18 protein-coding genes and 1 riboswitch are annotated in these 22,388 nt (G+C 36.2%); all 18 genes read left to right on the top strand.

Annotated features, from left to right (window positions below):
* Positions 1 to 18: 18 nt before the first annotated feature.
* Positions 19 to 1,923 (top strand): beta-glucoside-specific PTS transporter subunit IIABC, encoded by a 1,905-nt coding sequence (locus AZF04_RS12885; RefSeq protein ID WP_061949067.1) that lies wholly within the window; start codon positions 19 to 21, stop codon positions 1,921 to 1,923.
* A 66-nt stretch (positions 1,924 to 1,989) separates the two neighbouring features.
* On the top strand, positions 1,990 to 3,456 hold the full coding sequence (locus AZF04_RS12880) for a glycoside hydrolase family 1 protein (RefSeq protein WP_061949458.1): 1,467 nt from the start codon (positions 1,990 to 1,992) through the stop codon (positions 3,454 to 3,456).
* Between the two features lie 968 nt (positions 3,457 to 4,424).
* On the top strand, positions 4,425 to 4,835 hold the full coding sequence (locus AZF04_RS12870; RefSeq protein ID WP_061949065.1) for a hypothetical protein: 411 nt from the start codon (positions 4,425 to 4,427) through the stop codon (positions 4,833 to 4,835).
* Positions 4,836 to 6,346: 1,511 nt separating this feature from the next.
* Positions 6,347 to 7,162 carry a zinc ribbon domain-containing protein gene (locus AZF04_RS12860; protein ID WP_061949063.1) on the top strand — a complete coding sequence of 272 codons (816 nt, stop codon included), beginning with the start codon at positions 6,347 to 6,349 and terminating at the stop codon, positions 7,160 to 7,162.
* 116 nt (positions 7,163 to 7,278) lie between these two features.
* Complete coding sequence (gene prfA / locus AZF04_RS12855; protein WP_061949062.1) at positions 7,279 to 8,349, top strand: peptide chain release factor 1; 1,071 nt, start codon at positions 7,279 to 7,281, stop codon at positions 8,347 to 8,349.
* Positions 8,350 to 9,327, top strand: coding sequence for a peptide chain release factor N(5)-glutamine methyltransferase (prmC, locus tag AZF04_RS12850; protein WP_061949061.1), 978 nt, complete (start codon positions 8,350 to 8,352; stop codon positions 9,325 to 9,327).
* Between the two features lie 92 nt (positions 9,328 to 9,419).
* Positions 9,420 to 9,603: riboswitch (cobalamin riboswitch) on the top strand.
* Positions 9,604 to 9,801: 198 nt separating this feature from the next.
* A complete protein-coding gene (locus AZF04_RS12845; RefSeq protein WP_061949060.1) occupies positions 9,802 to 10,344 on the top strand; it encodes a hypothetical protein in 543 nt (180 codons plus the stop codon).
* A complete protein-coding gene (locus AZF04_RS12840) occupies positions 10,341 to 11,255 on the top strand; it encodes an ABC transporter substrate-binding protein (protein ID WP_061949059.1) in 915 nt (304 codons plus the stop codon). Before AZF04_RS12845 ends, AZF04_RS12840 begins: the two co-directional genes overlap by 4 nt.
* Before the next feature lie 422 nt (positions 11,256 to 11,677).
* Positions 11,678 to 12,301 (top strand): stage II sporulation protein R, encoded by a 624-nt coding sequence (gene spoIIR / locus AZF04_RS12835; RefSeq protein WP_061949058.1) that lies wholly within the window; start codon positions 11,678 to 11,680, stop codon positions 12,299 to 12,301.
* A gap of 129 nt (positions 12,302 to 12,430) precedes the next feature.
* The gene (locus AZF04_RS12830; RefSeq protein WP_045483363.1) at positions 12,431 to 13,702 is read left to right on the top strand and encodes a hemolysin family protein; all 1,272 of its coding nucleotides are present in this window, start codon (positions 12,431 to 12,433) and stop codon (positions 13,700 to 13,702) included.
* Between the two features lie 184 nt (positions 13,703 to 13,886).
* Positions 13,887 to 14,339 carry a hypothetical protein gene (locus AZF04_RS12825; RefSeq protein ID WP_061949057.1) on the top strand — a complete coding sequence of 151 codons (453 nt, stop codon included), beginning with the start codon at positions 13,887 to 13,889 and terminating at the stop codon, positions 14,337 to 14,339.
* A gap of 444 nt (positions 14,340 to 14,783) precedes the next feature.
* Positions 14,784 to 15,824, top strand: a complete 1,041-nt coding sequence (locus AZF04_RS12820; RefSeq protein ID WP_061949056.1) for an L-threonylcarbamoyladenylate synthase — start codon at positions 14,784 to 14,786, stop codon at positions 15,822 to 15,824.
* A 931-nt stretch (positions 15,825 to 16,755) separates the two neighbouring features.
* Positions 16,756 to 17,295, top strand: coding sequence for a manganese efflux pump MntP (locus AZF04_RS12815; RefSeq protein WP_061949055.1), 540 nt, complete (start codon positions 16,756 to 16,758; stop codon positions 17,293 to 17,295).
* A gap of 231 nt (positions 17,296 to 17,526) precedes the next feature.
* Entirely contained in the window at positions 17,527 to 17,967 is a 441-nt protein-coding gene (locus tag AZF04_RS12810) for a low molecular weight protein arginine phosphatase (RefSeq protein WP_061949054.1), read from the top strand.
* 431 nt (positions 17,968 to 18,398) lie between these two features.
* Complete coding sequence (locus tag AZF04_RS12805) at positions 18,399 to 19,691, top strand: methyl-accepting chemotaxis protein (RefSeq protein WP_061949053.1); 1,293 nt, start codon at positions 18,399 to 18,401, stop codon at positions 19,689 to 19,691.
* An 86-nt stretch (positions 19,692 to 19,777) separates the two neighbouring features.
* A complete protein-coding gene (gene rpiB / locus AZF04_RS12800) occupies positions 19,778 to 20,215 on the top strand; it encodes a ribose 5-phosphate isomerase B (protein ID WP_061949052.1) in 438 nt (145 codons plus the stop codon).
* 154 nt (positions 20,216 to 20,369) lie between these two features.
* Entirely contained in the window at positions 20,370 to 20,912 is a 543-nt protein-coding gene (locus tag AZF04_RS12795) for a TIGR01440 family protein (RefSeq protein ID WP_061949051.1), read from the top strand.
* A 130-nt stretch (positions 20,913 to 21,042) separates the two neighbouring features.
* Positions 21,043 to 22,284: a serine hydroxymethyltransferase gene (gene glyA / locus AZF04_RS12790; RefSeq protein WP_061949050.1), complete on the top strand. Its 1,242-nt coding sequence runs from the start codon at positions 21,043 to 21,045 to the stop codon at positions 22,282 to 22,284.
* The last annotated feature ends 104 nt before the right edge of the window (positions 22,285 to 22,388 follow it).

The raw sequence follows: 22,388 nt of genomic DNA, 5'->3' as shown, positions 1-22,388 counted from the left end.
TGAGAAAGGAGGGATTCTGTGTCAGATAAAAATAAGCAAATAGCCAAAGAAGTAATAGCTGAGATTGGTGGCAGTGAAAATGTCGATCAAGCTTGGCACTGTATAACTCGTTTACGCTTTAATTTGAATAGTAAGGATAAAGTGAATGTTGACCAAATTAAAAACATTAATGGTGTATTAGGAGCTCAATTTTCAGGTGATCAATTTCAAGTGATTATTGGTAATTCCGTTTCAGACGTATTTGGGGAAGTAGAGGCTCTTTTATCAAACCATTCGAATGACCAGCCAACAAAAAAAGATAAACAAGGATTCATATCTTCAATAATGGATTTTATTTCTGGGATTTTCACACCTATTCTCCCAGCTTTGGCTGGAGCTGGTTTATTAAAAGGGTTTATAGCGCTTTTTGTAACATTAGGTTGGTTAAGTAATGAAAGTGATACCTATCTTATTTTAGATGCGATTGCGGATAGTGTGTTTCACTTTTTGCCTTTTTTCCTTGCTGTTTCTGCAGCTAGAAAGCTTAAAACCAATGAATTTATAGCATTAGCAATTGCCGGTACCTTATTGTACCCGACCTTTATTAATGCTTTTACAGATGGGACAGTAGATAGCTTTGATTTATTTGGCTTAGGTATTATTCATATACCGGTAACCAACTATGTATCAAGTGTTATTCCGATTTTATTAAGCGTCATTATGCTTAAGTATGTATACCAATTTGTCAAAAAAATCATACCATCTGCTATACAGCTGATGTTTGCACCAATGATTGCTTTGCTTGTGGTCATACCTATTACTTTATGGTTAATTGGACCATTAGGGAACAACATTGGAATTGGTTTAGCAGGGATTTTTGGATGGCTCTTTGATCATATTGGAGTTTTAGCTGGACTTCTTTTAGCTGGTTTCATGCCCATTATTATTATGACCGGTATGCATTATGCATTTGTACCTATTAGCTTGCAAAACCTATCTCAATATGGGTTTGATAATTTCTTAATGCCTATGATGTTTATTAGTAATTTAGGACAAAGTGGGGCTGCCTTTGGAGTGGCTGTTCGAACGAAAGACAAACAAATGAGACAGCTAGCCATTTCAGCTGGAATATCAGCTTCTATCGGTATTACAGAGCCTGCCATGTATGGTGTCAATATGAAATATAAAAAACCATTCATCTTTGCCTTGATATCGAGTGGAATTTTAGGAGCCTTTGCAGGGTGGTATGGGTTTAAAGCCTTTACGATGGGGGGACTTCCTGGACTTTTTGCGATTCCAACATTTGCTGATCCGAGTGGAGCGGCTGGAAACTTAATTGTAGCCATTAGTTTAGCGGTTTTAAGTGTGTTATTGCCTTTCTTAGCGGTAGTCATTACAGGTATTAAAGATGTGAATCATCCAAGTGAAAAGAATGAAACGAACTCTGCACATTCAAAAATCATTCAATCCGAAATAGAATCAGGCAAGCATATCGATGTTCAATCACCTTTAAATGGGAATGTTATCCCATTGAGAGATGTTTCTGATCCAACATTTTCCCAAGGAATTATGGGGAAAGGAATTGCGATAGAACCTACTGAAAATCGTGTAGTATCGCCGATTTCGGGAACGGTCGTAGTGATGCCAGAAAGCCAGCATGCTATTGGATTAAAAGGAGAGTATGGAGAGGAAATTTTAATACATGTGGGAATTGACACAGTATCCCTCCAAGGGAAGCATTTTAAGGGATTGGTAAAAGCAGGAGATGTTGTTAAGGTAGGACAACGTTTAATTGAATTCGATAGAGAATTGATTAGAAAAGAAGGGCTCCAAACGGTGACGATGATTATTATTACAAATAGTAATGATTATTCAGAGGTTAATCCATTAAATGAATCCGGTGTGATCTTTGAAGGAGAGAGCTTATTAATGTTACGAAAATAGAGGAATTTATTTGGGGTTCATAGAGAAATGCTCCCCAAAAATCTCAAAGAAATTGGAGTGGAGAAAATGAAATCTCAGCACGATGGATTTAGTGAAAACTTCTTATGGGGAGGGGCTACTGCGGCGAACCAAGTGGAAGGTGCTTATAACCTAGATGGTAAAGGACTTTCGACGGCTGATATGATACCCCACATTCCTAAAGAAAAGCGGGGAAATAGTTTTGCAATGGATGTAACAGCTGACTATATAGAAAAAGTGTTAGCTGGCGAAGTACAAGATCGTTATCCGAAAAGACACGGTATTGATTTTTATCACACATATAAAGAGGACATTGCACTATTTGCAGAGCTTGGGTTTAAAGTGTTCCGCCTTTCCATTAACTGGGCTCGTATATTCCCAAATGGTGATGACAAAGCACCAAATGAAGTAGGTCTAAAGTTTTACGATCATGTATTGGACGAGCTTCGAAAATACAATATAGAACCTTTGGTTACACTATCTCATTACGAAACGCCGTTAGCGTTAACAAGAAAGTATAATGGCTGGTATAGTCGTGAATTAATTGGTTTTTTCGAAAAGTATGCTGAAACGGTTTTTAAGCGCTATAAAGATAAAGTGAAATATTGGATTACCTTTAATGAGATAAATGTGATTACTCATTCTCCTTATACAGGTGGAGGAGTATTGGTTGAGAAGGTGAAAGGAAAAACAAAAGAACAGGTTGCTTACCAAGCAGCTCATCACCAGTTTGTGGCGAGTGCACTTGTAACAAAATTAGCTCATGAAATCATCCCTGATGTTTCGGTTGGTTGTATGATTGCGAGAATGTTAACGTATCCGGCTACTAATCATCCAGAGGATATTTTGAAAGCAAGACAGCAAAATAATAAAAATTTATTCTTTACCAATGTGCAAGCAAAAGGAGAATATCCTTCTTTTATCAACCGTTATTTTCAGGAACAAAATATTGTAATCGAAAAAGAACAAGGCGATGATGAAATCATCAAAAAACACACAGTAGATTATATTTCCTTCAGTTATTACACCTCTACTTCTGTTACAACACAGGAGCATGGAGAGAAAGTAACAGGGAACTTAATTAAAAGTGCTATCAAAAATCGTCATTTAGAAACGTCAGATTGGGGCTGGCAAATTGACCCAGTAGGTATTCGTATTGCTTTAAATGACCTATATGATTTATATAAAAAGCCTTTATTTATTGTGGAAAATGGTCTGGGTGCTTATGATAAGGTAGAGGAAAATGGAGAAATTCATGATCAGTATCGAATTGATTACTTAAGCAAGCATATCCAACAAATGAAGGAAGCAGTAAAAGATGGTGTAGAATTATTAGGATATACAGCATGGGGGCCTATTGATTTAGTGTCGATGTCGACATCAGAAATGTCTAAACGTTATGGATTTATTTACGTAGACCAAGATGATGATGGAAATGGCACATTAAAACGCTCTAAAAAGGACTCTTTCTATTGGTATCAAAATGTTATCAAAACAAATGGTGAAAGCCTATAACGTTTCATAAGGGTTGTCCCAAAAGGTCTTATCATGGCTTTTTAGGGACAGCCCTTTTTGATGGTGAGTTTTCTAGAGTGGCTATTGAATAAAGAGAAATGAGAAGCGTTTGTAAGGTCAAAAGGGGAAGCGCTATTCGCCCCGAAAAGAGAGCGCACCACGAAAACGGTCAAAAGGAGAAGCGCTATTCACCCCGAAAAGAGAGCGCAACCAGGAAAGTGGTCAAAAGGAGAAGCGCTATTCACCTGAAAAGAGAGCCGCACCACGAAATCGGTCAAAAGGAGAAGCGCTATTCACCTGAAAAGAGAGCCGCACCACGAAAACGGTCAAAAGGAGAAGCGCTATTCACCCGAAAAGAGAGCCGCACCACGAAAACGGTCAAAAGGAGAAGCGCTATCCACCCGAAAAAGGAGCCGCACCACGAAAACGGTCAAAAGGAAGAGGTCTATTCGCCCGAATAAAGAAAATTCGACAAAAAGCAGGTAAAAGGAAGCTGTCATTTAGCTCGAAATGACAGCCTCAGCATTAAACGTTCAAAAGGAGCACTCCTTTTTATAAGAGAAGTTAATTCATTAGAGATAATAAGAAAAATATAGGCTTATATTAGTTGAGTGAATTTCATAATTGCGCTATAAGTGAACGAAACCGACCCTTAATTATAAAAATGTACTTGTTTTTGCGAAATCATTCGTTAATTGTAACGAAAGGTAGTGACTACCAAAGGAAAAGCGCAGTCTGAAGATCCACTCTGACGACGCTCTGCCTAGTCGGAGTTAGCTGAAAACAAGCCCTTGGGAAAGCATCTACCTAAAATGAAAATCAAAAACCTAACCTCTCGGTTTTCATTAAAAGATAGGAAGGATGAAATAGATTCAATTAAAAATAGTATCAATATATTTATAGGTGTTTAAAGGATTATAATATAGAGTAAGGTACTAGAAAATTAATTTCGAAAGAAGGTTTTTAAAGTGAAATTGCAGAAGATTATCGTTGCATTCATATCATCTATTATTTTAGTGTTATTTTTACCTGTTATATTTCCTATCTTAGAAAAAACATCTTATTTTCAAAATGTTATTTTTTATGCTATTTTTTTAACTCCAGTTATATTTATATACGGAATATTAACCTCTTTATTATCTGATTTCTTAGCTGTTAAATATAGTAGAAATTATGAAAGAACAGCATCATTTTTCTTTCATATCCTGTTTGGAATAGCTTTTATCTTACCATATAGTATGATTTTTGATTCTTCCATTTTTGATGAAGGTTTATTTAACTTTGCTACAATAGCCGGTCCCTTATGTGCAATAATCTTTTTTGGTATAAACGAGTTAGTATTGAAAGTAAAATGGCCTATTTTCAATGTAAGGTATTAACTTATTCAAGCAGATAGAATAAGCCGAACAGCTCAACCCTCTCGACTACTTGAAAAAATGACCTTCTATTACTCATCATCAGATTCCTCGTCTTCGGAATCTGTATTCTCTTCTTCCGAATCTTCTTCATCTGATTCATTGTCAGACTCGTCGTTATTATTTTATTCTTCAAATTTATAGGCCATAACTTGGTCGTTACTAAGGACAAAGAATTATCCAACTGCTCGTTCTCTTCGTCACAATAAACGGACATACTGAAGTCAGTTGTTAATGTCTCTATCTAGCCTGTATCGAAGGTTCGTAAAGTTGTCTCAACCAAAAGATTACCGACTAGAACCAAAGCTCAAACTGCTTAATAGGAGTATTGTATTAAGGAAACTCTAAATCCTCTCTGCTTCAGATGTAATTAACTTTTCTAATGCTTCATCCAACTGCTCTATTTTATGTCCGTGCTCGGGGTAAAATGGAGCTTCTTTTTTTTAAGGCATTTGGCAATTTTAAAAATTGATGACAGTAAGTGAGTGAATTTCATCATTGCTCTAAAAGTGAATGAAACACCGAGCGTATCTTATAAAATATGTTTTGAAAGTTTGTGAATTCATTCGATGATTGTAACGAAAGGTAGTGACTCCCAAAGGATCAGCGCAGTCTGAAGATCCACTCTGGCGAAGCTCGGCGTAGTCAGAGTTAGCTGAAGACAAGCCCTTGGGAAAGCATCTACCTAAAGTGGAAATCAAAAACCAAATTGATTTGTTTTCATAAAAAGACGAACCTTTGTGAATGAACTCGTTGATTGTAACGAAAGGTAGTGACTCCCAAAGGCAGAGCGCAGTCTGAAGATCCACTCTGGCGAAACTCGGCGTAGTCAGAGTTAGCTGAAGACAAGCCCTTGGGAAAGCATCTACCTAAAGTGGAATCAAAAACCAACTATAAGATAGGAATGATGAAATGAATTCAAGCCTCCTTTTTTTGTTTCTTTTACAGAAAATTGATTAAATTTCAGCATTTAGGGTAGTGAAAGAGATGGAGAGATTTGGATGTATTGTATTAATTTTAAAATGTATAAGCAGTCATAGCACATAAAAAAAAGAATCTATCAAATAGCAATAATGTTAGTAAGGGTATGAAGAGGAAATGATTCTGCGATTTAGAAAGGAGGATACATATACTTATTAAAGGTCATGATTCTCTCGCTAAATAGCTTATATATCATTACCTTTAGCCTAAATATAGTTCAAGATCACTAGATTACTTAGGAACAAATTTATGAAAATGTGTAATTACTTAAGGGGGTGATCGAATAAAATAGAGGGTATCTAACCTGATATATAAAGGTGTAGAAGGATATTATGGCCTTAAGTACTTATTAGGTGGACCTGTAAAAAAGTTAAGCTTGTCATTAGGAGTAATAACCTATTTTTGGATATTTTATATAAAAATCAAAGTTGATTTAGTAAAATATTTTCTGTACTGAGAAATTTTACATTTAAAGTGATGAAGAGGTGAAGGTAGTGGAATGTACAAAATGTGGAAAATCATTAAGCTCTACTGATAAATTTTGTATCGATTGTGGAGAAAGAGTAGAAAATGAGCAAGAAACGGCTGCTACAGCTGAGAATATTGAAGAAATTCATTCAGCTCAAAATGAAGAGCAGGTTCAGTCTAATTCAGAAAAAAAGACTTCAAATTCCGGAGGAAATGAAAAAGTTGAACAAGCTAAGAAAGCGGCAAGTGATTATTTTACCTTTTTTAAATCACAAATCAAACAGCCGATTTTAGTAGCGGAAAGAAATAAAGATCGTTATGCACTATTCGGTTATATTAGCTTTGGAGTGTTTGCCTTTCTTTTTTCATTAGCCAGTTTCTTTGAACAAAGAGCTCTTTTTGATGGATTTTTTAGTAGTTTTATGGGAGATGAAATTAACTTTTTTGAAGTGTTTTTGACAAACTTAATTTATATTTTTATTTTATTGGTTGCTTGTGCGGGTATTATTTTTCTTGTATTAAAATTTGTTATGAAAATCGAACTGAAGTTTCAGGATTCCATAAGCAGATTTGGATCGTGGATGACGGTCCCCATTTTAATTGCAGCTGCTTATCTTATTTTTTCTATCATAGGTATTTCAGAAATTAATACATTGTTAACGATTTTAATGCTTGCCTTGATTCAAATGGCTATTATTTTTACATTTTTCTCTTATAGAAGTCAAATGAAAAAGCTAGACCCTATTTATGGCTTGGTTCTTGTATACTTTGGAGTGGCTTTGTTTTTAGGTTTAACTGGCGACTTTTTAGTAGGTTCAATGATAAGAATGTTTAGATTTTAATGGGAAAGTCTACACAATAAAGCTGTAGTAACATAGCCTCTTAACATTGACCAGGGAATTGGAATATACTATAATTAGAATGTTATGCACTGGAAATTGTAATGAGGTGAAGTGGCGTGTTAGAACGTTTACAATCAGTAGAAGATCGATATAATCGTTTAAATGAATTACTTAGTGATCCTGATGTGATTAGTGATACAAAAAAATTAAGAGAATATTCTAAAGAACAATCTAATATAGAAGAAACGGTTCAAGTTTATCGTGAATATAAAGAAGTGAGCGGGCAATTAAAGGATGCAAAGCAAATGCTTGAAGATAAGCTTGATCCAGAGATGTATGAAATGGTAAAAGAAGAGATTGATGAACTGGGTCCTCGTCAAAAGCAATTAGAGGAACAGCTCAGAATTTTGTTATTACCGAAAGATCCAAATGATGATAAAAATGTTATCGTTGAAATTCGAGGAGCTGCTGGTGGTGATGAGGCTCAGCTATTTGCGGGTGACCTTTATAAAATGTATTCCCGTTTCGCGGAAGCCCAGGGCTGGAGATCTGAAATAATCGAAGCGAACTCTACAGAGCTTGGTGGATACAAGGAAGTCATCTTTATGGTGAATGGTGCGGGAGCTTATTCGAAATTGAAATACGAGAATGGAGCTCATCGAGTACAGCGGGTTCCACAAACCGAATCAGGTGGTAGAATTCATACTTCTACAGCAACAGTGGCCGTACTACCTGAGGCTGAAGAGGTAGAAGTGGAGATTCACGAAAAAGATATTCGCGTAGATACCTTTACATCAAGTGGTCCAGGAGGACAAAGTGTTAATACGACAATGTCAGCTGTTCGTTTAACGCATTTACCTACGGGCACCGTAGTTTCCTGTCAGGATGAAAAATCACAAATTAAAAATAAAGAGAAAGCCATGAAAGTATTACGAGCAAGGGTTTATGACAAGTTTCAGCAAGAGGCGCAAGCCGAATATGATGAAACAAGGAAGTCAGCCGTAGGTACAGGCGATCGCTCTGAGCGTATTCGAACGTACAACTTTCCTCAAAGTCGAGTAACCGACCATAGAATTGGCTTAACTATACAAAAGCTTGACCAAATTTTACAAGGTAAGCTAGATGAAATTATTGATGCCCTAATTGTCGAAGAACAATCCGAGCTTATGAAGAGAGCGGAAGATTAAATGGACCATGTAACTATTTTTGGAGCCCTTCATTGGGCTTCTTCTTTTTTACAGAAGATTGATGAAGATAAGAGGTACCTTCACTATGAAAGGGCACTTGTGGAGGTTCTCGATAAAAAAGGACAGAAACTTGAAGAGGTTAAAAAGCAAGCTCATCAAAAAGAAATAACGATTGAAAAGCCTGCTATTGAATGGCTACTCCGTCACCATCTGAACCTATCTAGAACCGATTTTTATCTTTGCTTGCAAGACACATTAGCTGAGGATAAATTTCGCCCTTTTATAGAAGATTTCCTTCTCTATTTAAGTGGAGTACCGATTCAGCATATAATTGGCTATGAGGAGTTTTTTAGTCGGAAGTTCGCCGTGAATAGTGATGTGTTAATACCACGGCCTGAAACAGAAGAGTTAATTGTTGCCATTCAAAAAAAAGTCAATGAACTCTTTCCGAATCACCCATCTGAGCTTCAGATTTTAGATGTAGGAACTGGTAGCGGAGCTATAGCAGTAACACTTGCTTTAGAGATTAAGAACAGTAACGTATTAGCTTTAGATATATCTGAGCCAGCTTTAAAAGTGGCCGAAGATAATTCGAAAAAGCTAGGTGCTACTAAAGTACAATTTCAAAAAAGTGATTTATTACATTCTCTATTAGAAGAAAATAGATCCTTCGATATCATCGTTTCCAATCCACCGTATATACCTAATGAGCAAGAGAAGCAGTTAGCTGTTCAAGTACGTGAGCATGAACCTCACCTTGCACTTTTTGGAGGGAATGATGGCTACGATTTGTATCGGAGGATGATTAAACAGCTGCCAAAGGTGATAAAGGATAAAGGGATTATTGGCTTTGAGGTGGGGGCTGGACAAACGAAGGAAGTCTCGAAATTATTGAGAGAAGCTTTTAAGCATGCAACCATTGAATGCTTATATGATATTAACGGAAAAGATCGAATCGTCTTAGCTTATATTCAATGATCGTAACTTTCATTTTTACCTTTGCATTAGGGATTTAAATAAATTTTATACTGTTGTATTGAAAAAAATATGGTACACTACTAGCAGTTGAATAAATCTATTCAAGAATAGGTGCAAATTTGTTAAAAGGGAATTCGGTTCAAATCCGAAGCTGTTTCCGCAACTGTAAGTGCTGATGAAATAAAAGAAAGACCACTGTTATGTTCAATTAATGGGAAGGTTTTTAGAGTAAAATGACGCACAAGCCAGGATACCTGCCTCTTCTTAAACGTATGTTGCTCTTCGGAATTAAGAGAATTGTACGGTATGAGAACTGCTTCATATTTTTTATATGTGTTGTTTTTGCCGGCCAATTATTTTGGGCGGTTTTTTCGATCGATTATAAATATAGTAAGGTATTTTTGAAGCGTTCATATCCATTTTTTTCTTCTTTTTCTGCAACTTATTCAATTTTTCATAAAAAGGAGGAGCTTCATGAAAAAAGATGCTCGTTATTTGTGTTATCCATACATGAGAGAGTCGGCATCAACCGTTGATTTTGAAATTCAAACGGACTCTTTGACCACAAAAGTAGGCCAAGCAGCAGCTCGTGTAAAGCACATTCCCAAGCTATATGAAAGCTTAATGGAAATCATGCCAATGGTTTATCATTTAAATGGGTCAGTGCGTGGAAAGCTAGCGATAACCGAAGCTGACCTAGAACGGTTAAGTGCTATATATGATGATTATGTACATATTGTTCAAGACCAGATTAAGCAATTTTTGTTACCGCAAGGGTCAGAGGCTGCCTGTGCGCTTCATGTATGTAGAAGTGATGCGAAAAAATCTGTTCGAGCTCTTCATAAAGTAAGTCTCGAACGTGAAGTTCCAAACCTTTTATTTGATTACACCCACCTTTTAGCTAATGTGTTTTTTGTTATGGCAGTTTATGCAAATAAAGTGGAGGGTGTACCAGAAATTCCGTTTCAAAGTAAATCCTATCCAGAGAGAAAATTAAAAAGGGGAGAGAGTAAATGATAATTCGTTCTTTTAAGAAATGGTTACCGATTTTTGCTGTTGTTTTTTTATTAGCAGCTTGTCAAGAAAATGAACAGGTAGTTGAAGAAGGCTACACTGTAGTGGATGATATGGGTGAGGAAATCAGCTTTGATGAAGTTCCTGAAACCGTCATATCGTTAGCGCCTAGTAATACAGAAATATTGTTCGAGCTAGGAGTTGGGGAGAAAGTCATTGGTGTAACAACATCTGATAATTACCCAGAAGAAGTGCTCGAAATTGACCATGTTTCTGATTCTATTACAATAGATGCTGAAGCAATAATTGCTTTAGAACCAGATGTTGTATTTGCTTATACGGTCGGTGCAAAGGAATCGATTGAGCCGTTATTAAACGCAGGAATTACGGTTTTTGTCATTGAATCTGCCAGTACGTTTGAGGATGTATATGGTGATATTATGCAAATTGCAGAAGTAATGGGTGTCAAAGAGACAGGAGAAGAATTGGTTGCAGATATTCAAGCTCAAGTACAAGATGTTGTTGATAAAACGGAAGAGCTTGAAGAAAAAAGACAGGTTTATTTTGAAATTAGTGCAGCACCAGATATTTTTACAGTCGGAAACCATACTTTCCAAGAGGTTATGATAAAAAATGCAGGCCTTGATAACGTTTTTGCTGATGAGGATGGTTGGATTCCTGCAACGGAAGAAGAGGTTATCGTTCGTAATCCAAATTTAATTGTAACAACTGTTAATTATATAGAAGAACCATTAGAAGAAATTATGAATCGTGCGGGCTGGAGTGATATTGAAGCTATTAAAAATGAGGAAGTCTTTTTATTAGATGCAGATATTTTATCAAGACCAGGACCGAGAATTGGTGAAGCGGTAGAATTACTAGCTGAAGTGGCTTATCCAGAGTTATTTCAGTAAGCTATCTTAAGAGTTAACGATAAGTAGATAAAAAGAGTTGGATGACCAAGTTATATGCTCATCTAACTCTTTTTTTTGTAAATCGGTGCTAATTAATTAAAGGAATGATGTGAAGTTGTACAGAGGTCAAGTAGACTCCATTGGGAAGATGTGTTTATAAAGCTAGTTCGGCAGCACCTCACAGGACACCGAGAGTAAAGAGGAATGAAACAACCGGACGCCTAGTAAGTATTGAACTCTTCATTATGTTTAATGTCCTAGCTTCTTTTATTAAAAGGTGACGCTCGAATTCGGTGTTCACGATATTCTAAAAAGGATAAGTTTATCTCAGAATGTTTTAACATAGAATTTGTCGAAGAGTTTTTGGTTTAATTTCCATCGCTACTGACCAGACTTGTTGGTGAAGGGGCGGTGCACTAAAAATGAAACCAAAAGTTATTATTTATCTATTATTCTCGTTATTCGTATTGATTGTTAGCTGGGAATCTCAGCATGCTATAGCAGTAGCCGATTTTCATCAGGAAATTAGTGAGGAAGAAGCCATACGCTTAAGAATATTAGCGAATAGCGATTCGATTGCGGATCAAATGGTGAAGCGAAACATTCGTGATAAAGTAAATTTACAAATTACTGAGTGGGTAAAGGATATTCATGATTTAGAGGAAGCCGCACAATACATAAAGGCTAACCTCGGTCATATAGAAGAGATTGTTAAGCTAGAGTTAGAGAAAGCTAATCTTGACCAAGATTTTTCAGTGAAATTTGAAGAAGTTCAGTTTCCGACGAAAATTTACGGAAATCTTGTTTACCCTGCTGGATGGTATCAATCGGTGTTAATTAGTTTAGGTGAAGGTCAAGGAGAGAATTGGTGGTGTGTGTTGTTCCCTCCATTATGCTTTCTGGATTTTGAAAATGGAGAAGCATTAGAGGCAGATTTGGAAGAAGAGGAAACAACTGAAATTGAAACAGAAGAAGATGATGAATTACAAGTTTCGTTTTTTATCGTTGATTTCTTTAGTGGATTGTGGGACCGCATTTTTGGTTAAGATTTTAACTTATAAATTTAGAAGTGGAAAACGTTGGTAAAATAGGCCTCCCATTATAAAAAATCATGTGCAAATTACAACGATTTCATATATAATAATAGGTAATTTAAGAATGGGAGAGTGATTTTTTTGGACGATGTCCCTTTAAGTATGATTATGATATTCTGTCTGCTATTGATGCTATCTGCTTTCTTTTCCTTTGTAGAAACGGCGTTTGCAAATGTGAATCGAATTCGTTTGAAACAATACGAAGAGGAAGGGAGAATAGGGTCAAAAAAAGCAGCCTACATTAATGATCATATTGACAAGGCACTTTCAACTATCTTTGTTGGTTATAATCTCGTTAATATAGCGACAGCAACCATGGCCGCTCAAATTACCACTAAGATGTTTGGACCAAGTACAGGTGTTTTTATTAGTACCTTTTTAATCACATTCCTTTTAATTATAATTGTAGGAATTATTCCGAAGCCTATTGCAACTCAGTATGCAGAAGGTATTGCAATGAAGCTTTCTTTTGTTATTTCAATATTTATGTATCTTTTTACACCGATTACTTGGATATTTATGAAGCTACAAAAAGCGGTTTCAAAGCTATTTAATGTACCAAAGTCAATGCCGTCTGTAACAGAAGAGGAAATTAAAGCTATTATTGACATCAGTGAAGTTGAGGGAGTTATTGATAAGCATGAAAAAGAGCTGGTAAATCGCTCACTTGATTTTAACGATATTGTTGTTAATGAAATTTATACGCCACGACTTGATATGGTTGCGATAGAGGTGGATCAGCCTCTTAACGAAATTAAGGAGATTTTTTTCCAAGAACACTATTCGAGAATCCCTGTTTATGAAGGGACAATTGATAATATTATTGGAATTCTCACAGAGAGAGACTTCTTAACGGCACTCATACAATCTGAAAATAAACCATTTGATATTAGACCTTTGTTAAGAAATCCACTGTTTGTAGTGCAATCTATGAAAATATCGACACTATTGACCGAATTACAAAAGCAAAAGGTTCATATGGCGATTGTCATTGATGAATTTGGTGGGACTTCAGGTTTAATAACATTAGAAGACTTATTAGAAGAAATTGTTGGAGAGATATGGGATGAGCACGATGAAAGTGTTCGTATGGTAAAGCAGCTTGATAAGAATAACTATATTTTCTTTGGGGATTATTCCATAAATGATTTTGCTAACTTCTTACATGTAGAAACACCTGAAACCAATCATCATACGATTGGTGGCTGGCTAACTGAAGAGTTTAAGAGGGTGCCATCAATAGGGGAAGAATATCCTTATCATAATCTTCTTTTAAAAATTATAGAAGCAGAAGAAAGAAGAATACGCCAAGTGAAAGTAACGGTTGGCGGAAAAAGTCTTTCTGTAAGTTAATTAAATCACAAACCATCTTTAGAAAAATGAAGGATTTTTTTCTATAGGTGGTTTTTTAGTGCAATAAAACAGTTAATAATCAAGTTGGGACTGTTCATAAATTAAAAAAGGGACAATTCTTAATCATATCTTGTACAAGCCTTTCATATTTATAAAATATAGAGTTGTGAAAGGAAGGATTGGTATGAGCTTAATTGTGAGAAAAGCTAATCATAATGATTTATTAAAAATTCAACGTCTTATGGCAAGAGCGGGAATTAAAGAAACCGCTATTGATGAACAAGTTACGAAGTTTTTAGTGGTGGAAAATGACCAACAGGAAATTATCGGAACGGCTGGGATCGAAAAAGGAAAAAATAACGGTTTAATTCGTTCTTTTATTTTAGATTCTCCAACCTGGACAGCTGAGATGAGTATTGAATTTATGGATATTGTATTAAGCTATGCTAAAGGGAAAAAAATCAAGAAAATATACGCATGTACAAAAGGGAAAAATCCTTTATTTTATCAATTAGGATTTAAAAAGATAAGTAGTGAAGAAGTCCCAGAGGATGTGAGCAAGTTAGCTCATTTTCAGCGTTCTATTCAACAGGAAGTTTCAATATGGTCCTATGATTTATTAAATAATGCATCGTAGGAACAGGGTTTATAAAGAATTTAGAAAATAGAAAAAAGTTATATACAGGTTATCCACAAATGTGGGTAACTTCTTTTTTTAGTTGTGGGAAGTGTTATTATCTAAAAATTTTGACGTTTGATCATTGTAAAATGACCTCTACATTATTATTTATTTTTTATATCTCAGTTCATTTCATCATTATTTTATAAGTGTAACAACCATTATTATAAAATGATTTGAATGTTTGCGAATTCACTCGTAGATTGTAACGGTCGGTAGTGACTCCCAAAGGATGAGCGCCGTTTGAAGAACCACTCTGACGACAAGCCCTTGGGAAAGCATCTACCTAAAGTGAAAATCAAACCTAATCAATCGTTAGAAATGATGAAAGGGGTCATCTATCTGTACATTTGACATTTTAAAGCTCACAGTTAACAATAGAAACGTTAGGAGCGATTGACCATGAATGAAAAAGAAACTAAAAGGTGGCATTTGGATAATGACAGTCAAAATCTACAGAACCACCCTTCTATTATAGAATCTGCAAAATTATTGAGACAAGGCGAAGTGATAGCTTTTCCAACAGAAACGGTTTATGGATTAGGAGCTAATGCGCTTGATCCGATAGCTATTGAGCAAATTTTTAAAGCAAAAGGAAGACCTAGTGATAATCCTTTAATTGTCCATATTGCAAATAGAGATCAGTTAGAGGAATTAGTTCAAGGAATTTCACCAGTAGCAGAACGATTAATAGATGCTTTCTGGCCGGGACCTCTCACGTTAATTTTTGATAAAAAGGGAGTCGTAGCAAATAATGTGACAGCGGGATTAAATTCTGTGGCTATTCGTATGCCCAATCATTCAGTAGCTCTTTCACTATTATTAGCAGCCGATCTTCCGTTGGCTGCTCCAAGTGCAAATCTTTCAGGCAAGCCTAGTCCGACAAATGCTGAGCATGTGTGGCAGGATTTGAAAGGGAAAATTTCAGGTGTGCTAGATGGTGGAGCGACAGGTCTTGGTTTAGAATCGACCGTTCTTGATTTGACAACTAGCGTACCGACACTCTATCGGCCAGGAGGAATTACACAGGAAGAAATTGAGTCTGTTATTGGCCCTATCCATTTAGACCCTGCTTTAAAGGTAGAGAAAGAAAAACCTAAATCACCAGGGATGAAATATACTCATTATGCTCCGAGTGCTGATTTATTTCTCGTAAGAAATCGCCAGGATATTCCTTACCATATTGAAAAAGCTCAAAAAGAAGGTAGGCGTGTAGGAGTATTAACAGTAGATGAACATTCTCACGATTACGGAGCGGATGTGGTCATTTCTTGTGGAACAAATCAGAATTTGAAAACGGTCGCGCAGCAGCTTTATGGGACCTTGCGCCGTTTTGACCAAGAAGAAGTAGATGTTATTTTCTCCGAAACCTTTTTAGAGGAAGGCTTAGGAAAGGCAATTATGAATCGCTTAGATAAAGCAGCAGCTAAAAGATATTTGTGAGTTTGGACTTGGACAAAACCTATTTTTAATTCACTTCATTAGCCGAAGGTTTGTAATGGTGTGTAATGAGTGCATACACAGACAATGAAAAGGTTCCCTTCTTTTGATAAGAAGGGGACCTTTTGAATGTGAAGAACGAAAAAGTAGTTTGGTGTATCCCTGGGGCCAAACAGAGCGCCCAACATCTGTACATTTTTTTTATTGATTCGCATGAGTGAATTTCATAATTGCTCTATAAATGAATGAAACTGAACGTTTCTTATAAAATATGTTTTGAATGTTTACGAATACACTTGTTGATTGTAACGGTAGGTAGTGACTCCCAAAGGAAGAGCGCAGAAATATGTTTTGAATGTTTACGAATACACTTGTTGATTGTAACGGTAGGTAGTGACTCCCAAAGGAAGAGCGCAGTGTGAAGATCCACTCTAACGAAGCTCAGCGTAGTCGGAGTTAGCTGAGAACAAGCCCTTGGGAAAGCATCTACCTAAAGTGAAAATCAAAAACCAAATCGTTCGGTTTTCGTTAAAAGACAGAGATGATGAAATGGGTTTAAGTGATTCAAACAGACCATTCATTATAAATATGTCTTAAATGTTTGTTGATTAACTTGTTGATTGTAACGGTAGGTAGTGACTCCCAAAGGAAGAGCGCAGTGTGAAGATCCACTCTGACGAAGCTCAGCGTAGTCGGAGTTAGCTGAAGACAAGCCCTTGGGAAAGCATCTACCTAAAGTGAAAATCAAACAAAATCGTTCGTTTTTCATTATAAAATATGAATGATGAAATGGATTCGCATGTAAGAACTTTGAAATTCTTAACAACATAAGTCACTTCTATCCACTAGCTTTTATGAAACCTTCTTTCATACTTCTAATATAGCTTGTCATTGCATATTTATCATCAAGAAGCATGGACAAGGAGAGGTCTTAATGGGGGAAATCGTAACAATAATTTTAATGGCTGGTGCATTAGGTATGGATGCCTTTTCCATTTCTTTAGGGATGGGTATGTTAGGACTCAGAAGAAAACAAATTTTTCTTATAGGTTTTATCATTGGTGTTTTCCACTTTTTTATGCCATTACTAGGAATGGTGGCTGGAATATGGGTGTCTTCATATATGGGTGCGATTACGATATACATAGGTGGAGCTTTATTAATTTTTATAGGGGTGCAAATGATATACTCAGGCCTAAAGGATGAAGAGATGTCTTTTATGAAGCCGACAGGTTGGGGTCTATTCATTTTTGCGCTAAGTGTAAGCTTAGATAGCTTTTCTGCTGGCTTAAGCTTCGGTATGTTAGGTACGAAAACCTTTTTGACGGTTACTTTAATCGCTGTTTTTAGCATGCTATTATCTTGGATAGGATTAATAATGGGAGCAAAATTCCAAAGATATATTGGTGTATATGGGGTGCTATTAGGTGGATGTATTTTAATTGGGTTTGGAATAAAGCTACTACTACCTTAAAATAGTGTAATGATACACAAAGGCGAATGCTAGGTACAAAATGTTTTCAGAATTGTCACTTTAGAAGGAGAATTTTTGAAATTTTTTTTGGAATTTTGAAATTCGCTTCTTTTTTTCTAATAAACCTATGTTAATATTATGATGAGTGATGATTTAGGGCATACTACCTATATGTAAGGAAGAATATTTTTGGGTATATAGTCCTTGATTAAGGAAGGTGTCATCAACATTATGAACAAAATAAATATTTTATTTGTATGTACAGGAAATACGTGTCGTAGTCCAATGGCAGAAGAGCTTTTAAAGGCAAAGGCAGGAGAACGATTTGAGGTTCGATCAGCTGGGATTTTTGCCTCTCCTGGTTATCCAGCATCAGAGGGTACAGCACAGGTTTTAAAAAATAGGAATCTGGACATACAGAATCACCGAGCTCAGCTATTAACAGAGGAGCTTTTAGGTTGGGCCGATTATGTCCTAACTATGACAGAAAATCATAGAGCTCACATCCTACAGCAATATTCAGATGAACAAGGAAAAATTCATTCTCTATCAAGCTTCTTGGGACAAGCAGGTGAAGTCGTAGATCCGTATGGTGGTCCTGTAGAGATTTATGAAATGACAGCTCAACAGCTTGATGAGTTATTAAATCAATTAATTCATAAGCTGAGTTAACTTATCTTAAGAAAAAATGATTGAGTGAGTGAATTTCATAATGGCTCTATAAGTGAACGAAACCGACCATTCATTATAAAATATGAATGATGAAATGGGTTTAAGTGAATAAAACTGAACAATTATTATATTATAAAAATGTCTTGAATGTTTGCGAATTCACACATTGATTGTAACGGTAGGTAGTGACTCATGAGCGCAGTCTGAAGATCCACTCTGACGAAGCTCTGCGTAGTCGGAGTTAGCTGAAGACAAGCCCTTGGGAAAGCATCTACCTAAAGTGAAAATCAAGAACCTAATCGCTCGGTTTTCATTATAAGATAGGAATGATGAATGGATTCAAGTAAGAAAAAATATATAGATAGGAAAGTCCGTTTTCATGATGATTTAGGCACCGTAGTTACAATGACTTTCTGAGAGGCGGTTATGAAATGGGGAAAATTAAATATCGTGCAAGCTTACGAAAAAAACTGGTTTTAGGAGTTAGTGGACTTGCTTGTATTACCTATGGTTTCAGTGCCATTTTTATCTTTTTATTAAATGATTATTTAATGGAAATGTTAGGGTGGTCTCAGCAAACAATTCTTGTTTTTACTTTAATAAGTGGGTTGTTTTGGAGCTCGGTCTTAGCCTTTTTTGCTGCAGGATATATTACAAAGCCGATTCGTGAGGTAGAGCAAGCAGCCCGATATGCCGCCTCAGGTCATTTACATCATGATGTAAAGGTATCGAAATCTGATGATGAAATTCGTGCATTAGGACTAGCCTATAATGAAATGCTTTCAAGTTTAAGATTAATGGTTAAAGATATCGAAGGAAACTTTGAAAAAACAAATACAAACGTAACAGAACTTACAAGTGCGACAGAAGTGGCAGCAACAAGAGCTGAACAAATAGGAAAGACAATGGATGAAATTTCTCAGGGTGCAGAGAATTCTGCTCATTCGATTACGAATACGGTTTCATCAATTGAAGATATTACAAGTATCGCTGTAGATGTCCAAAATCTTGCAGAAACCTCTAAACGTTCTTCAACTAATATGGTAGGAACGTTAACTTCGAGCTTAGTTGTTGTAAATGATTTAATTGATGGAATTAAACAATTAGCCCATGATAATCAGCAATCGTTAACGGTCGTAAGTCGATTGGACAAGCAAGCTAAAGAGGTAGGAGAAATCATTTCATTAGTCGGTGATATTGCGGAGCAAACGAATTTACTAGCCCTTAATGCATCGATTGAAGCCGCTCGAGCAGGAGAACAAGGTCGCGGATTTGCAGTGGTAGCAGATGAAGTAAGAAAGCTTGCAGATGAAAGTGCCCGCGCAGTTCAAGGAATTACAAAGCTCGTTCATAATATCCAAGAAGAAGTAGCCAATGTAGTGACGCAAATTAATTCTCAAGTGAAAAAGGCAAACGAACAATCTCAAAAAGGAACAGAAACAACCACTTCTATTCAAGGTGTTGAACGATCTGTTCAAGAAGTTGAATCTTATATTCAAGAAATTTCTGTAATGATTAATAAACAAATGAGCTCGATTAAACAAACCAACGAAGAGGCTCAGGAGGTTGCTGCAATCGCTGAAGAAACCTCAGCTGGTTCAAACGAAGTAAGCTCTATGACAGAGCATCAAGCAAACGCGATCTCAGAAATCAATCATACAGCTAATCAATTAAGAGAACAGGCAAAGAGATTGAAGGAGACAATAGAAAAGTTTACAATATAATTATCTAAGTGGGGAATCTTAAGGAAGAGAAGTCTTTAAAGATTCCTTTTTATTGACCATAAAAAAGTTTTTTGCTGGAGGTTTCTATGAAAATTGCAGTTGCATCTGATCATGGTGGAAATTTAATTAAAAATGAAATTGTTGCCTTGTTAAAGGAAAAAGGATTGGAATTTGAAGATTTTGGCTGTAATTGTGAGACAAGTGTTGATTATCCTGACTATGCATTGCCAGTTGCTGAAAAGGTTGCTAACGGAGAATTTGACCGCGGAATTTTAGTTTGTGGTACCGGTATAGGCATGTCTATTGCGGCAAATAAAGTAAAGGGCATTCGCTGTGCGCTTGTTCATGATACCTTTAGTGCTAGAGCAACACGTGAGCATAACAATTCTAATATTTTGGCAATGGGAGAAAGAGTCATTGGTCCTGGACTTGCGAGAGACATCGCAGAAATCTGGTTAGAAACAGAATTTCAAGGTGGTCGTCACGAAACGAGAATAGGGAAAATCACAAGCTTCGAAGAATAAAATGAATGAGAATTAAGTATGAAATGTCTTTGTAAGATACAGTAATCTCTATTGAGCGTAAGAGCCTTTTAGTTGGGCTCTCTTTTTATAGGAGTTTGTAAGGTTTATCAATTTAGGAATATCCAAAAATTTAGCTTGGTTAGAAAGGGGTATCATGGAGAATTTACAGAACGAAATCAAACAATCATTAAAGCTAGCACTGCAGGATTTAAGTGAGTTTTTACCATTTGAGGAAGATTCCTTATTAGTCATAGGATGTTCCACTAGTGAAGTAGCAGGTGAAAAAATTGGAACAAATGGATCTGCTGAAATTGCAAAAGTGATTTATGAAGTTTTAGAAGATTCATCTATTTCATTAGCTTTTCAATGCTGTGAACACCTAAATCGAGCATTAGTAGTGGAGAGGGAAGTAGCTCAATCCCATCATTATGAGCCGGTATCAGCTATTCCGATCGTGACAGCTGGAGGAGCAATGGCAACTTATGCTTTTTCAAAAATGAAAAATCCTGTTTTAGTTGAAGAAATACGAGCAGATGCAGGAATAGATATTGGAGACACCTTGATTGGAATGCATTTAAAGAAGGTAGCCGTTCCTATTAGAAGCCAAGTTAGTAACATCGGATCAGCGCATTTAACTATGGCTTACACAAGACCGAAATTAATTGGTGGAATCCGTGCTGTTTATGAGAAGAAATAAAAATATGAATGTTTTTTAAAATTATAGATGAAATATTACGGAAAAATCAGAAATTCTATGTTAAAATGAAATCGAAATAGCAATTTTGAAGTTAAAAACCGAATGGAATAAATGTGGAAGGGGTAGAGAGATGGAGAACTTAAAAAAGCAAGACCAAAAAGTGTATGAAGCTATTCAGTTAGAATTAGGGCGTCAACGAGATAAAATTGAGTTGATTGCATCAGAAAACTTTGTTAGTGAAGCGGTAATGGAGGCTCAAGGGTCAGTTTTGACAAACAAGTATGCGGAAGGCTACCCAGGTCGTCGTTATTATGGTGGATGTGAATATGTAGATATCGTAGAAGATATTGCAAGAGACAGAGCTAAAGAAATCTTTGGCGCAGAGTATGTTAATGTTCAACCTCACTCTGGTGCACAGGCAAATATGGCGGTTTATTTCACGATTTTAGAGCAAGGTGACACCGTTTTAGGTATGAACCTTTCTCATGGTGGCCATTTAACCCATGGTAGCCCAGTTAACTTCAGTGGTGTTCAATATAATTTTATTGAATATGGTGTAGATAAAGAAACACACCGTATTGATTATAATATTGTGCGTGAGCTTGCTAAAGAACATAAGCCGAAGCTAATTGTGGCTGGAGCAAGTGCGTATCCTCGTGAAATTGATTTTGCTAAATTCCGTGAAATTGCTGATGAGGTTGGAGCGTATTTGATGGTTGATATGGCTCACATTGCTGGATTAGTTGCTGCAGGTCTTCATCAAAATCCTGTACCACATTCACACTTTGTTACAACTACAACTCATAAAACCTTACGTGGCCCACGAGGTGGAATGATCCTATGTAAAGAAGAATTCGGTAAAAAGATAGATAAATCAATTTTCCCTGGTATTCAAGGTGGACCATTAATGCATGTTATATCTGCTAAAGCCGTTTCTTTCGGTGAAGCACTTACACCTGAATTTAAAACCTATGCTAGTCAAGTGATTTCTAATGCTAAAAGATTAGGTGAGAAGCTTCAAAATGAAGGAATTGAGTTAGTATCTGGAGGTACAGACAATCATTTAGTACTTCTTGATCTTCGTTCATTAAAGCTAACGGGTAAAGTTGGTGAACATGCCCTAGATAGTGTTGGAATTACAACTAATAAAAATACGATTCCTTATGACCCAGAAAAGCCATTTGTAACAAGTGGAATTCGTATTGGTACAGCAGCTGTTACCGCTAGAGGTCTTGACGGAGAAGCAATGGATGAAATTGGTGAGTTAATTGCATTAACTTTAAAAAATGTAGATAATGAGGACGTTCTTGAGCAAGTTCGCGAAAGAGTCGCGGCATTAACTTCTAAATTTCCAATGTATCCACAGCTTTAATAGATAAATCGAGCCAATGAAATGGCTCGATTTTTTAATGTTTTTTTAGGTAAATGTAGGAGGAATTGGTTATATGAAACATGAACCTTTTGTCAATTAACTGA

The organism is Alkalihalobacillus trypoxylicola (genome assembly GCF_001590785.1).
Lineage (GTDB): Bacteria > Bacillota > Bacilli > Bacillales > Bacillaceae_D > Alkalihalobacillus > Alkalihalobacillus trypoxylicola.
The sequence above is the reverse complement of the archived record's forward strand: the minus strand, read 5'-3'. Positions and strand labels throughout refer to the sequence as shown.

Excerpts from the sequence above, each read along its gene's own strand:
- AZF04_RS12815 (WP_061949055.1), top strand. The coding sequence starts at position 16,756 with ATGGGGGAAATCGTAACAATAATTTTAATGGCTGGTGCATTAGGTATG.
- AZF04_RS12805 (WP_061949053.1), top strand. The coding sequence starts at position 18,399 with ATGGGGAAAATTAAATATCGTGCAAGCTTACGAAAAAAACTGGTTTTA.
- AZF04_RS12820 (WP_061949056.1), top strand. The coding sequence starts at position 14,784 with ATGAATGAAAAAGAAACTAAAAGGTGGCATTTGGATAATGACAGTCAA.
- AZF04_RS12880 (WP_061949458.1), top strand. The coding sequence starts at position 1,990 with ATGAAATCTCAGCACGATGGATTTAGTGAAAACTTCTTATGGGGAGGG.
- AZF04_RS12810 (WP_061949054.1), top strand. The coding sequence starts at position 17,527 with ATGAACAAAATAAATATTTTATTTGTATGTACAGGAAATACGTGTCGT.
- AZF04_RS12825 (WP_061949057.1), top strand. The coding sequence starts at position 13,887 with ATGAGCTTAATTGTGAGAAAAGCTAATCATAATGATTTATTAAAAATT.
- spoIIR (WP_061949058.1), top strand. The coding sequence starts at position 11,678 with ATGAAACCAAAAGTTATTATTTATCTATTATTCTCGTTATTCGTATTG.
- prmC (WP_061949061.1), top strand. The coding sequence starts at position 8,350 with ATGGACCATGTAACTATTTTTGGAGCCCTTCATTGGGCTTCTTCTTTT.
- rpiB (WP_061949052.1), top strand. The coding sequence starts at position 19,778 with ATGAAAATTGCAGTTGCATCTGATCATGGTGGAAATTTAATTAAAAAT.
- AZF04_RS12840 (WP_061949059.1), top strand. The coding sequence starts at position 10,341 with ATGATAATTCGTTCTTTTAAGAAATGGTTACCGATTTTTGCTGTTGTT.
- AZF04_RS12795 (WP_061949051.1), top strand. The coding sequence starts at position 20,370 with ATGGAGAATTTACAGAACGAAATCAAACAATCATTAAAGCTAGCACTG.
- glyA (WP_061949050.1), top strand. The coding sequence starts at position 21,043 with ATGGAGAACTTAAAAAAGCAAGACCAAAAAGTGTATGAAGCTATTCAG.
- AZF04_RS12845 (WP_061949060.1), top strand. The coding sequence starts at position 9,802 with ATGAAAAAAGATGCTCGTTATTTGTGTTATCCATACATGAGAGAGTCG.